This is a genomic window from Pilosibacter rotomagensis (assembly GCF_045062245.2).
GTDB lineage: Bacteria > Bacillota > Clostridia > Lachnospirales > Lachnospiraceae > Pilosibacter.
In genome coordinates this window covers 197,501-210,299 of the sequence record NZ_CM170323.1, presented here as the reverse complement: position 1 = coordinate 210,299, position 12,799 = coordinate 197,501, and the positions used below count along the sequence as shown (strand labels likewise).

General features: G+C 44.0%; 10 protein-coding genes, 3 tRNA genes, 1 rRNA gene and 2 pseudogenes (1 of these 16 only partly in view). 3 read left to right on the top strand and 13 right to left on the bottom strand.

Translation table 11 applies throughout. The features are described from left to right. Positions 1 to 30 precede the first annotated feature (30 nt). Positions 31 to 717, bottom strand: a complete 687-nt coding sequence (locus ACI3EW_RS00950; protein ID WP_405578791.1) for a recombinase family protein — start codon at positions 715 to 717, stop codon at positions 31 to 33. A 333-nt stretch (positions 718 to 1,050) separates the two neighbouring features. Here ACI3EW_RS00950 and ACI3EW_RS00945 point away from each other — a divergent pair, with 333 nt between their 5' ends. Beyond that, complete coding sequence (locus tag ACI3EW_RS00945) at positions 1,051 to 1,587, top strand: serine integrase family protein (RefSeq protein WP_405578794.1); 537 nt, start codon at positions 1,051 to 1,053, stop codon at positions 1,585 to 1,587. A gap of 97 nt (positions 1,588 to 1,684) precedes the next feature. Here the strand turns inward: ACI3EW_RS00945 and ACI3EW_RS00940 are convergent, their stop codons facing one another. The 8 genes and pseudogenes from ACI3EW_RS00940 to ACI3EW_RS00905 all read right to left on the bottom strand — a co-directional run. Next, a complete protein-coding gene (locus tag ACI3EW_RS00940; protein WP_405578797.1) occupies positions 1,685 to 2,002 on the bottom strand; it encodes a hypothetical protein in 318 nt (105 codons plus the stop codon). Positions 2,003 to 2,005: 3 nt separating this feature from the next. Next, the gene (locus ACI3EW_RS00935) at positions 2,006 to 3,049 is read right to left on the bottom strand and encodes an AAA family ATPase (protein ID WP_405578799.1); all 1,044 of its coding nucleotides are present in this window, start codon (positions 3,047 to 3,049) and stop codon (positions 2,006 to 2,008) included. Between the two features lie 30 nt (positions 3,050 to 3,079). Next, positions 3,080 to 4,435 carry an AAA family ATPase gene (locus ACI3EW_RS00930; protein WP_405578802.1) on the bottom strand — a complete coding sequence of 452 codons (1,356 nt, stop codon included), beginning with the start codon at positions 4,433 to 4,435 and terminating at the stop codon, positions 3,080 to 3,082. Between the two features lie 752 nt (positions 4,436 to 5,187). Beyond that, the gene (locus ACI3EW_RS00925; protein WP_243022344.1) at positions 5,188 to 5,439 is read right to left on the bottom strand and encodes a BtpA/SgcQ family protein; all 252 of its coding nucleotides are present in this window, start codon (positions 5,437 to 5,439) and stop codon (positions 5,188 to 5,190) included. 114 nt (positions 5,440 to 5,553) lie between these two features. Then, positions 5,554 to 6,390, bottom strand: a complete 837-nt coding sequence (locus ACI3EW_RS00920) for a sugar phosphate isomerase/epimerase family protein (RefSeq protein WP_118532685.1) — start codon at positions 6,388 to 6,390, stop codon at positions 5,554 to 5,556. 21 nt (positions 6,391 to 6,411) lie between these two features. Then, the gene (locus ACI3EW_RS00915) at positions 6,412 to 7,248 is read right to left on the bottom strand and encodes a sugar phosphate isomerase/epimerase family protein (RefSeq protein WP_215702553.1); all 837 of its coding nucleotides are present in this window, start codon (positions 7,246 to 7,248) and stop codon (positions 6,412 to 6,414) included. Between the two features lie 246 nt (positions 7,249 to 7,494). After that, entirely contained in the window at positions 7,495 to 7,950 is a 456-nt protein-coding gene (locus ACI3EW_RS00910; protein WP_243022345.1) for a hypothetical protein, read from the bottom strand. A gap of 15 nt (positions 7,951 to 7,965) precedes the next feature. Beyond that, positions 7,966 to 8,037 (bottom strand): annotated as a pseudogene (locus ACI3EW_RS00905) (helix-turn-helix transcriptional regulator); the annotation flags it as partial. Between the two features lie 25 nt (positions 8,038 to 8,062). On the opposite strand from ACI3EW_RS00905, the gene ACI3EW_RS00900 reads away from it, so the two are divergent. Both ACI3EW_RS00900 and ACI3EW_RS00895 read left to right on the top strand, forming a co-directional pair. Next, positions 8,063 to 8,476 (top strand): hypothetical protein, encoded by a 414-nt coding sequence (locus tag ACI3EW_RS00900; protein ID WP_147352740.1) that lies wholly within the window; start codon positions 8,063 to 8,065, stop codon positions 8,474 to 8,476. Positions 8,477 to 8,573: 97 nt separating this feature from the next. Beyond that, positions 8,574 to 9,459, top strand: a pseudogene (locus ACI3EW_RS00895) (transposase); the annotation flags it as partial. Between the two features lie 360 nt (positions 9,460 to 9,819). Here ACI3EW_RS00895 and ACI3EW_RS00890 read toward each other — a convergent pair. From ACI3EW_RS00890 to ACI3EW_RS00875, 4 genes are all read right to left on the bottom strand, one after another. Then, positions 9,820 to 9,890, bottom strand: a tRNA-Cys gene (locus ACI3EW_RS00890). Positions 9,891 to 9,903: 13 nt separating this feature from the next. Further along, a tRNA-Glu gene (locus tag ACI3EW_RS00885) sits at positions 9,904 to 9,975 on the bottom strand. 143 nt (positions 9,976 to 10,118) lie between these two features. After that, positions 10,119 to 10,191, bottom strand: a tRNA-Asn gene (locus ACI3EW_RS00880). 70 nt (positions 10,192 to 10,261) lie between these two features. Continuing rightward, positions 10,262 to 12,799, bottom strand: a 23S ribosomal RNA gene (locus ACI3EW_RS00875); it runs 349 nt beyond the window's last position.

Genomic DNA, 12,799 nt, shown 5'->3' with positions numbered 1-12,799 from the left:
AAATACACATGGATGCATTTCCGCCTTTTACTATGCAATTGGAAATTTAGATAAGTCGTTTCTATATTTGTAGTAAGTGCCGCGACTGATGCCGATTACTTTCATGCAGTCAGATGGACAAAGATCTCCACCAAAGAGCGTATCACGTTTCAGAATAATATTTTTTGCCTTTCGTTCCTTCTCGGTGATGCACCGGCCACGAGGCCGGCCGAGCTGCTTTCCAGAACGTCTGGCTGTTTCTAATCCCTCGATCGTTCGTTGCCTGAGATCATCCAGTTCCTTCTGGGCCTGTTGAAAGGCAATACGGACTTGCTTTTCTGCAAGCTTCACTTGATATGCTTCGATGGCCTCCAGAATTATATCAACCTCCGTGCCAGTCCGTGGAATTTGCATCTGACAGGCTTCCCGATATACATCCGTGTTGATCCCAGGCTCCACGAAGAAAAACAAGTTCACTTTTCTTTTATACAGATCCAGGTACTCCTTTACTCCATCATCCTCATCACGGGCCATTCTGGAAACCGAATCAAAATAGATATTATCTCCAGGCATAAATCTGGGATAATATCTCCGCCACTTAGGCCGATCCTGTGTGCTACCAGTAAAAATTTCCTTGATGATAACAAGGTTCGGATCCGGACACATCAGGCGGATGTTGCGCTCCTGTCGTTCCACGTTCTGAAATTTTGTAGAAATCCTTATATATCCATAGTTCAATGCACATCTCTCCCGATTGTATGAAAAAAATGTTATATTTATAGTGTACAGATGATTGGCAATATACGCAAGTTGAAACTGTATAAAAAAACGACCGTTTTTTTCGTACACTTACATCTTTCATTATCTGAGCGATTATTGTATAATATAAACGTAAGCTTTTTATCATACGCCTCGGAGGATACCTCATTGATATACGGATACGCAAGAATTTCCAGCAAGCACCAAAACATCGACCGCCAGATTCGCAATATTAAATCCCGCTACCCAGATGCCATAATGATCATCGAAGTTTATACTGGGCGAACGCAGGACCGCCCTAAGTGAGTAAATTTGATCTCACTGGTAAAAGAAAATGACAAGATTGTCTTCGACTCCGTTTCCCGAATGTCCCGTACTTCAGATGAAGGATTTGCAGACTATAAAGCGCTCTATCAGCGGGGCATTACATTAGAATTTATAAACGAGCCACAAATCGATACTGCTGTGTACCGCGAATCTCTTCAGATTGATATTCCAATGACCGGTACCGATGCTGATCTGATTCTTAAAGGTGTGGAGCAGTATCTGATGAAATTAGCTGAAAAGCAAATTAAAATCGCCTTTGACCAGGCACAGAAAGAGGTTGACGATCTCCGCCAGCGCACCATTGAGGGTCTGCAAACCGCCCGTTTAGCTGGGAAAAAACTCGGTCGTCCACATGGTCGCTGTATTACAGAAAAGGAACGGAAGGCAAAAAATATCATCATCAAGCGGGACAAACTCTTTGGCGGAGATCTATGTCCGACTGACTGCATGAAGGTAATCGGCATCAGTCGCAACACCTATTATCGATATCGCAAGGACTTACAGCAGACAACTAATGCATAGATTTTCACCTTCTGCCCCACAAAAAAATGAGAGCAGCGGCTATCCACATAGCTTCTGCTCTCAAAATTTGTAAAATGCTTTAGTTTCCGACTTTCCTCTAATTAAACTGAAACTTCGCTATCCCATAGATCGGGATCGTGTAAGTATTTCCATGGATTCCGCCATGTGTATTTCCCTTTGCATACAGAACATAATCCGCTTTTCTCTTTTCCAAGATTTCTTCTGCGGTCTTTCCGCTGTTTTTTTCGGTCTTAACCTCAATCGCATATGTGTGCTGGTCTGTATGGACCGACTTCGCAAAAAAGTCAATCTCGTATTTTCCCCATGTAGAAAACGCCGGGGTCTCCAATGCAATTTCCCTTGGATATGAAATTCTCCGTTTCAGATCAAGATATACGAAATTTTCGTTGACCACCCCCTAAATATCCCCTGCGCTACACCCTGTCTGGGTCAGGAAATACGTTGTAAGTCCCAGATCCATGAAGAACGCTCTTGATTTTGCTTTGTAAGACAGAATATCACATCCAGTCAGTTTTCCGGCAAATCCAATAATTCCAGCACTGTGGAGCCAGTCAATTGCCCGGTTTACCGCAGCTTTTGAAAGATTGCTTGAGTATTCTCTCACAACAAGGCTTTGAAGTTCTTCACTGAAACTGTCTTCCTCGAATCCCTTTTTTTCCCTCACAAGAAGTCTTGCGACACTCGTAAACAGGTTCTCATAGCTATCGTATTCCAAGATGTCTTTAAAGTATCTCCGGCTCTCATTTGCAAACAGGCGAACGATCTTCTCAAGAGTCAATTGGCACTGAGAGATGCTACCTGTCTCCATATAAGTTAGCACAACTGCCGGATATCCGCCAATCGTGCAGTATATATGGTAAAGCTCTTCCAGCTCCCGGTACGTATTTTCACTGCTGTTTCCATATAAATCCAGCTGCTGGTATAGCTTTTCCTTTCCTAATGCCATTAAAAACTCTTCAAAGCTGAGAGTCTGAATATCAATTGCGTCCAAATCCCCAGCCGAATATTTAAAGTCGTCATTCAGAATTCTTCCACGGTAGCTTCCTGTAATGATAAAATCACACGCCAGATTTCTCGTAAACTCCCGAATCCGGTTATAAATATCTACCGATTCCTGAATCTCATCAATGATCACAACCGTGTCTGAGTCATCAACAAACGTAGGGTCATATCGTTTAATCAACTCATACACAGGATTCTCATACCGTTCTCCCTGTTTCATGTTCTGAATGAGATCTCTGTAATGGCTCACCAGTAATTCCCCAGAAAGTTCCAGAAGATTTACATAAATTTTTCTTTTATATTCCCGGTCCGCAAACTTATTGACCAGATAAGTTTTTCCAACCTGTCTTGCCCCTGACACTTCAAGTGTAGAATGGTTCGGTTTATTCTTCCATGCAAGCAATTTACTAGATGCTTTTCTTTCTAAATCGATTTGCATCTTGTCCTCCCGTCCACTCATTCATCCATTTTATACTGTCTCATAGGGGAATCGGCATCCGATCGTATAAATCGGTATCGTTGCAAAGCGTGATCCCTGACCTCCATGAGAAAGTGCACACCGGAACCCTTTGTCAACCATACCCTTATCTCTATAATACTCCAAAGATTTGGCACGATTATTTCCGCTCTTTACCTCAAGTCCATAGCAAACATCATCTTTATCGACAACCACAAAATCCAGTTCATAGTCTCCACAGGTAGAAAAGCACGGCTTGTCACCCCGAACACGCTTTTTCCCCGGAGCAGCCTGATACAAGCGGCTAAGCTCTGTATACGCAAATGTCTCTGTCAACATTCCCTCGATCGCGTCTTTCGGAACTGTAACCATACTGGAAATATAATTTGCGATTCCCGGATCAGCAAAGTATGCCCTTCGATTGCTGACAACATCTGTCACATCCCCATTATTATAAAGATCGCAGTAGCCGATAATTCCGGAACATAACAGCCACGAAGCCGCTGTGCGCACCTCATTCCTGCTCACCGGTTCCTTTACCGTGTCTTTCACAAAGTTCATGACAAATTCCAGGAATGTCTTTCCGGTTCCCTTCTTCTCTTCCGCAATCTGCACCAGAACTGCTTTATACGCCTCTTGGAAGATACTAAGCGCCGTGCTGTTGGTAAAGAATCGACTTGACTCTGCCGTAAAGGTACGAATCAGATCTTCAAGAACCACCATACAGTCGTCAATCTGTCTGGATTCTATGAATGTTGTGACAACCAGCGGATACCCACCAATTTTTCGATATACCTGATAGGCCTCTTCAAGTTTCTGATAATCTTCATCCTTGGATTCTGACTTCAAGCTGATTGTTTCCAATATATCTTCTATATTCAATGCTCTGCAAAATTCTTTGAATGACAGCGGGTACATTTGAAGGTACGCAATCCCTGCCGGAAGGAAGAAGTCTCTGGAATTGACGGTTCTGGCAAGATAACTGCCGCTGACAATGATGTCGCATCCAAGCTGTTCCCGCAGATCACGGATCGCATTGTAGACATTCGCACGCTCCTGAATCTCATCAATCACGAGAACTGTACTTTCATCATCCACATACTCACCAATTCCTGCATTCCTGCAATATTCCCGCATAAAATGATCTGTAAGCATTAGATCTTCAAATCCATATTCATCACGCACGAGATTCACATAGACGACCTGTTTATAATGGCTATATACAAACTTCTTGACCTCATGCGTCTTTCCAACATGCCATGGTCCTTCTATTTGTAATACAGTATGATGCCGTTTATTCTTCCAGTTCAGAAGCTCATTCTGTACATCCCGCTCTAACTCGATTTTGCTCTGTACAAATCCGGTCATCCCTGATTCCTTTCCTGCTCTTCAACCATCGTTGTTATCATTATAGCAAACTCCATTTAAAATTCCTATCATCGTCTGAAAAAATATTCGTTTATGCAGCCCTCCCCTTATCTTCTGCATCCGACTGAATCTCTTCTATCGTTGTCGCAATATGGCACCTCTGCAACGCCTCCTCATATGTAACTCCATGATTCTCAATTTTTAAAATTCCTTCACACATCCGACGATGTACCGGATTTTTTGAACACCGCAGCCTCTGAATTCGGTTCGGCTCTTTCTCCAGATGACAACCAAATCCACACATCACACAGCCAGTTCGGCTCTCGCCTGTCGTAACCCATTCTCCCGTTTTATCCCATACCACTTCTCCATATATGCAACAGATGGGAATTCTATGATCCATTTTATATTGCAATACGTCTGCCCTTATCCAGAACCCCATCGGCTGACTCTTAATTGTATGGCCATCATAGACATTGCACCCCGTATGATTATACTGGTTTTCTCTTTTAAATCCCTCATCCAGGTTCTTTTTCGATGAGTTCCATGATTTCTGATAAATGAAAGACCTTATTAACCGGTAAAGTAGCAAGAAATTCTCGTATCTGCGTTGTGCTTACCCCATTTGCCATCTTATTTTTCTCCTCTCTACACACAAAGGCACTGCAAAAACCTTCACTCTATCAGATTTCACAGTGCCCGCTTATTTACAGATTACATTTATATCTTTTTTCTTTCCCTAAAGCTCACTTTCATCCCATATCTGCCTCGACTGCTGCTGCCAAGTCAATCGTCGCCAATGGATTAGAAACAATATTGACACCAAATGGAACTTTTATCTCTTTTTTTAATTCTCCCACAACCCGTCCCATCGCTGCCACAGTTACGTAGGAAACCTTTTTTTCATACGGAAGGCTGAATTCATTGGCAATCAAAACTCCATCTACTCCTCCCTCCTGGAGCGCCTGAAGCTCTCTGGCTGCATTTTCAATTACCTCTCCCATCGTTGCGTCTTTTTCATACAGAGGATCCCCCCGGCAGCGCCCGCAAATGCAACAGTGCAATGATTGGCTTTTTTACATGAAATAATTCATCTGTCCACATATTCTTTCTCTCCTCTATTCCATGTACATTCTCAAATTCTGCACATTTCTTTTGTCATAACGAAATGGATCCAGGTAATACGCTGGTGCTGTCAGTTCCTGCGTAAAATATCCCTCATATCCATTTTTTACCATGTCCTCTAAATCCTTTCTTAAGTTTCTCTTCCCTTCACCCCAGATGTAATGCCCATAGGGATCACAATCCTGAAAATGTGCATGTACAATGTTTTCCTTTCCAAAAACATCAAACCACTGCTGAATCGTTTCACCAGAAACTGACATTGCTGTCAAATCAATCATAACTTTAAAGCGCGGATGATCGACTAAATCAAATAACTGTTTCATTTGCTGCAAACTATACCCAATTCTTGATTCCTGCGGCCGTAAAGTCTCTGCCACAATTGTCACGCCATTTTCCTCTGCGACCTCACAAAGTCTCTGATGCATCTCAGCTGCCCGCTTCAACCCATCCTCCTCCGCTTCATCCCAGTAACCCCATCCAGAATTTGCTTCCATCTTGTCTGCCCCCAGCGCAGCCCCCAGACGTATCGCATTTGCAAAAAATCCAAATGTTTTTTCTCTCAGTTCTGGTTCTTTTACACCAAATTGATAACCAAACCGGCAATTCTGTGGTGTAAATACTGGGCACTTCAAACCGTGTTCCTGTAATTTTTTACGGACTGGCTCTGGATCCTGATATTCATTTGGATCCAGCCAAAGTCCTTGATGCCCTCCCAGCAATTCTACATTTTTGATTCCCAGTTCCTGCATACAATCCAGGAAATAATCCAACGTATATTGGCAATAATGAAGATTCAATACCGAAAGTTTATCAAAATCAACTATTTTCATTTTCGCTTCCTCCTCATACAATTAATCCATTATAAACGGTTCCAATTCACGCATATTCTGCCGATCGGCTGCAGCCGGATCCTCCAGGTAGCGTGCATCATTCAGTGCCAGGCTTAGCAATCCTTTATATTTGTACTGATCCAGACAAATCAATTGATCCTCTAACGGTCTCAAACCATCTCCCCATGCAAGGCATCCCTGCGGACGTCCATCCACAAAACGGATATGATATATTTTGTCTCCTAATGCTTCAAACCAGTCTTTCATCGACTCTCCTGCCACTCCGGCACTCGTCAAATTCAGGGCAGCCTGTATCTGCGGCTCATTAACCGACTCCAAAAGTTTTTTTAGCTCTGGAAGCATATTAATAACCGTTGCGTCTTCTGGCCGTACTGTTTCCACTGCAAGAACAACCCCCTCTTCCGCAGCAGTTTTTGAAAGCCGACGCAAGGTTTGAACCGCACGTTCAAAAATACGTCTCGGATCTTCATTTCTTGCACCGCCGCAGCAATTGAGTACCATCACTTTCGCACCAGCTTCTGCCGCTGCACGGATTCCATTTTCAAAATATCCGATTGAATGCTTCCTTGCCGTCTCGTCATGACAGCAAAGTGCATAATTATAAATCGTACACTCCGGTGAAAAAGCTCCGATTGTCAATCCATAATCTGCTGCATTCTTTTTTAATTCAGCCGCATCCTCAAACCCATAATCATCTAGCAGGAAATGCGGTCTTGCACACCAAAACTCTATATTTTTTATTCCGAGAGCCTGCTGCGTTTTAAAGAAATAATCCAAAGTTCTGTATTTATAGTGCATATTCATTCCTGCAATCTGTTCCCGCCTTATCTTTATCATCCAGTTGTTCCTCCTCGTATTATATAGCAGTAGTATATCATATAATTTTATGAAATACTTTACAAAGATTTTTATTTCTAGGGAAGAAAAAAGTGTCTGAAAATATAGATCACATCAATTTATAAAGAACGTTATTCTATTTATTGATAACGTTATCATATAGAAAGATGTACGTTCTTTTTGTGCAATTTGCTATTATAGAGTGAAAAAATAAATTTACAGTGCATTTCAGCATAATGAAAATACTTAGTCGTTCATATTATCATCTTGGAAAATTTCTACATCATCGTCTTTTGAATTTAATCGAGCGAACCAATCAGTTGTTGCTCCAGTAACCATTCCAGCAACCGCTCCTGTAGCGGCGCCGATTGCACCAATTGCACCGATTGGTGTTGTCATTCCGACAACGGCGCCGATTGTACCGATTGGAGATAAACCAGCGCCCAGTATGCCAGCACCAACTGTTGCACCAACAGTAGCTGCATGTGCAATACTTGAAACGGCTTTTTTGCGAAATTTATTTTGCGGAGCTGTAGCCTCGTACAAAAATTTTGCTTGATAATTTTTAAATTCCTCACGTGTTAGCTTGGCGTCTAATAATTTATCCATAGCATTTTTTAAGAGTTCTACATAAGGAGCTTTAGAGTGAGTAATTTCATATTCAAAAATATATCGCAAACCAATATATTGCAATTTACTCATTGTGGATTTCCCATTTTCTAAATTGCTGATGGTTTGCTTGGTAAGCCCGATCCGATCCCCTAATTCCTGTGTGGTCCAGCCACAGATTTTTCGTAATATAAATAAATTCTCCTTGGAAGAAGAGCCGGATGAGGTTGATGTTAGGATATTACACCGGCGGATCGCAGATCAAAGGATCATCAATGCTGTTACTTGGTATAAAGTACAGCATACACAGCTGTTTATTAGTAACGATAAAGCGTTACTAGAGGCAATTGTTACTGCAGATCAGATGGAAGCAGTTCACGGGAAGCCAGTTTACGCGACCAGCCTATCTGATGACGGTGAGCTTATCAAATACACTAAGGCGGAAGCTATTGATTGGGACGCGGTTGATAAAGATATTTCTGATACGAATAGAGACTATATAAACGGAAAAATCATAGGCACTATTATGGGAAGTATCTTTAGTACCATTATAGTCGGAGGGATTTCCTACTTGGCACATTCACATACAAAAATTTCAAAACCGTGTAAACACTTTTAACAAAAAGGGGCTGTGAAAAAACATAGCCTATAAAAAAGAAGGGCCAAGGATTCATAATGAATCCAAGGTCCTCTTTTTGTGTTAAAATTAATCTGCAATGAAAAAAATAACACACACTTATTCTAACCCCAAACAGGCAGTTTTGCCAATACTAATTCAAGATTATCTGGACATTTGTGATCCGGTGCTGACATTTAATCGATTTATGGGAGAAATCGATTTGGAGAAATACCTGAAGGAAATCCCGAAACATGAGGTGGGAAGACTTCGGTATAACCCGGTCAGTATGCTGAAAACAATCCTGTTCGGATTTATGACAAATGGATATGTTTCTCTTCGTGAGCTGGAAGACAGCTGCAAAGTGAATCTAAGATTCATGTATCTGATGGATCATGAAGTCCCATCCTATCGGACTTTTGGATATTTTATCAATGAGATACTCAGCGATTCTATTGAGAAACTATTCTGTGATATCAATCAAAAAATTTTTGAGAAAGAACATACGGACCTGCAACATTTATATATTGACGGTTCTAAGTTTGAAGCCAACGCAAACAAGTATTCCTGGGTATGGAAGAAAGCGACTGAAAAATCCAGATACCGCCTGTTTGAGAAGATCACTTCCCTGTTTCAGGAAATTAATCTTGAGCTTCAATACACAGGGATAAAGTTCAGTATTAATACGGAATACTCGCCAAAATACCTAAAGGAAGCCGCATCGAAATACGTAGAAATCTGGCAGTTGGATGAAACAACGTTTGTCGCTGAGAAAGGACATCGAAAGTCAGTCCAGCAGCGCCATTATGAAAAACTTCAGGAATATCTGTCAAAGCTGAATGACTATGTAGAAAAGATCCAAATCTGTGGAGATGGACGCAATAGCTATTCCAAGACTGATCATTCCGCTACTTTCATGCGAATCAAAAAGGACTATATGGGAAATGACCAGCTGCTCCCGGCGTATAATGTCCAGGTCGGTGTGGCGGATGAGTAATAGCGGTTGTTGATGTGAACCAATACCGTTCAGATATGGACTTTTTCATCCCCCTCATGAATAAGTTCCATGATATTTATGGCTTCTACCCCAAATATCCGGTAGCAGATGCCGGTTACGGCTCGTATAATAACTATATTTTCTGTGAACAGAATCTTCCATGTTAATTCCACTCCTATTCCAGCAAAAAGAGAAGGAAGCCTTCTACTCAATTTATTGTATGAATATAGATAGGTAAATCTTCATACAATGCACTGTTTTCAGACCGCAAACACGCGCAAACATCAAAATCACAAAGAAAAAACCCCAGAGTCCTTATAAATAAAGGATTCTGAGGCTCTCATAAGAGAGGCGACAACCAGATTTGAACTGGTGATCAGGGTGTTGCAGACCCACGCCTTACCACTTGGCTATGTCGCCATATTTAGCTAAATGACCCCAACGAGGTTCGAACTCGTGTTACCGCCGTGAAAGGGCGATGTCTTAACCGCTTGACCATGGGGCCTTAAATATATACTATCATATTTACTTGCCTCTGTCAACCGGATAAACGCGAATCCATCGATTACCAGATTTGAACTGGTGACCAGGGCGTTTCAGACCCACATCTCATCAGGTTTACCGAACACATTGGATAGTATGAAAAAACTCCCCGAGTAGGACTCGAACCTACGACAGCGCGGTTAACAGCCGCGTGCTCTACCGACTGAGCTATCGAGGAATAATGAAGGAACATACCTTCAAAACCACATATTGAACATCATCAACCTTCGAATCTTCACTTGACCTTCCTGGATAAGCCCTCGACCGATTAGTAACAGTCAGCTCCATGCATTACTGCACTTCCACCTCTGCCCTATCTACCTCGTCGTCTTCAAGGGGTCTTACTTCTTTCGAATGGGATATCTCATCTTGAGGGGGGCTTCACGCTTAGATGCCTTCAGCGTTTATCCCTGCCAGACTTGGCTACCCGGCCATGAGCTTAGCAGCTCAACCGGTACACCAGCGGTCCGTCCATCCCGGTCCTCTCGTACTAAGGACAGCTCCTCTCAAATATCCTCCGCCTGCGCCGGATAGGGACCGAACTGTCTCACGACGTTCTGAACCCAGCTCGCGTACCGCTTTAATGGGCGAACAGCCCAACCCTTGGGACCTACTTCAGCCCCAGGATGCGATGAGCCGACATCGAGGTGCCAAACCACTCCGTCGATGTGAACTCTTGGGAGTGATAAGCCTGTTATCCCCAGGGTAGCTTTTATCCGTTGAGCGATGGCAATCCCACTTTCATACCACCGGATCACTAAGTCCTAGTTTCCTACCTGCTCGACCCGTCGGTCTCGCAGTCAAGCTCCCTTCTGCCTTTGCACTCTTCGAATGGTTTCCAACCATTCTGAGGGAACCTTTGAGCGCCTCCGATACCCTTTCGGAGGCGACCGCCCCAGTCAAACTCCCCACCTGACATTGTCCCCGATCCAGATCATGGACCATGGTTAGAAACCCAGTAACGCAAGGGTGGTATCCCAACAGCGGCTCATACGAAACCGGAGTTCCGTACTCGTAGCCTCCCACCTATCCTGTGCATGCATTACCGAATCCCAGTATCAAGCTGGAGTAAAGCTCCATGGGGTCTTTCCGTCCTGGCGCAGGTAACCAGCATCTTCACTGGTATTTCAATTTCACCGGGTGCATTGTCGAGACAGCGCTCAAATCATTACGCCTTTCGTGCGGGTCGGAACTTACCCGACAAGGAATTTCGCTACCTTAGGACCGTTATAGTTACGGCCGCCGTTTACTGGGGCTTCAATTCAAAGCTTCGATTGCTCTAACCTCTCCTCTTAACCTTCCAGCACCGGGCAGGCGTCAGCCCATATACATCACCTTACGGTTTCGCATAGACCTGTGTTTTTGCTAAACAGTTGCTTGAGCCTATTCTCTGCGGCCAGATCTCTCTGGCACCCCTTATCCCGAAGTTACGGGGTCATTTTGCCGAGTTCCTTAACAATGCTTCTCCCGCCGGCCTTAGGATTCTCTCCTCATCCACCTGTGTCGGTTTACGGTACGGGCACATGATACACAATAGCGGCTTTTCTCGGCAGCTGGAATCGGATGCTTCCCTACTTTGGTTCGGTCCGCGTCACGTCTTTGGCTTATCAGGCGGATTTGCCTGCCTGACACCTCCTACGCTTGCCCGGGGTTCTGTTCCCCGGTCATCTTATCCCTCTGCGTCCCCACAGTTCTGATACCATGTGGTACAGGAATCTAAACCTGTTGTCCATCAGCTACGCTTCTCAGCCTTGCCTTAGGCCCCGACTTACCCAGGGCAGATCAGCTTTACCCTGGAAACCTTAGATATTCGGCCTGGAGGATTCCCACCTCCATCTCGCTACTCATTCCGGCATTCTCTCTTCTTAAAAGTCCACAGCTCCTTATCGGTACTGCTTCGCCCCTTTAAGAATGCTCCTCTACCAATGACCTAAGTCATTCCTGAGCTTCGGTGTTGTGTTTCAGCCCCGGACATTTTCGGCGCAGGACCTCTCGACTAGTGAGCTATTACGCACTCTTTGAATGTGTGGCTGCTTCTGAGCCAACATCCTAGTTGTCTTTGAAATCCCACATCCTTTTCCACTTAACACACACTTTGGGACCTTAGCTGCAGGTCTGGGCTCTTTCCCTTTTGACGACCCAACTTATCTCGTGCCGTCTGACTCCCGTACATCATCTGTATGGCATTCGGAGTTTGATATTCTTCGGTAGGCTTTGACGCCCCCTAGGAAATTCAGTGCTCTACCTCCACCAGACTAATACGAGGCTAGCCCTAAAGCTATTTCGAGGAGAACCAGCTATCTCCGGGTTCGATTGGAATTTCTCCCCTATCCACACCTCATCGCCACCCTTTTCAACGGATGTGCGTTCGGTCCTCCACGAAATTTTACTTTCGCTTCAACCTGGACATGGATAGATCACCCGGTTTCGGGTCTGCACATGCTGACTTGACGCCCTATTCAGACTTGCTCTCGCTTCGGCTCCGCACCTTTAGTGCTTAACCTTGCCAGCATCCGCAACTCGCCGGACCGTTCTACAAAAAGTACGCGGTTGCACCTTAACGTGCTTCCACAGCTTGTAAACACAGGGTTTCAGGTTCTCTTTCACTCCCCTCCCGGGGTCCTTTTCACCTTTCCTTCACAGTACTATGCGCTATCGGTCACTAAGGAGTATTTAGCCTTGGGGGGTGGTCCCCCCGACTTCCTGCAAGGTTCCACGTGTCTCGCAGTACTCTGGATCCCACTAGCTCCCTTCTGGTTTCATGTACGAGACTTTCACTCTCTTTG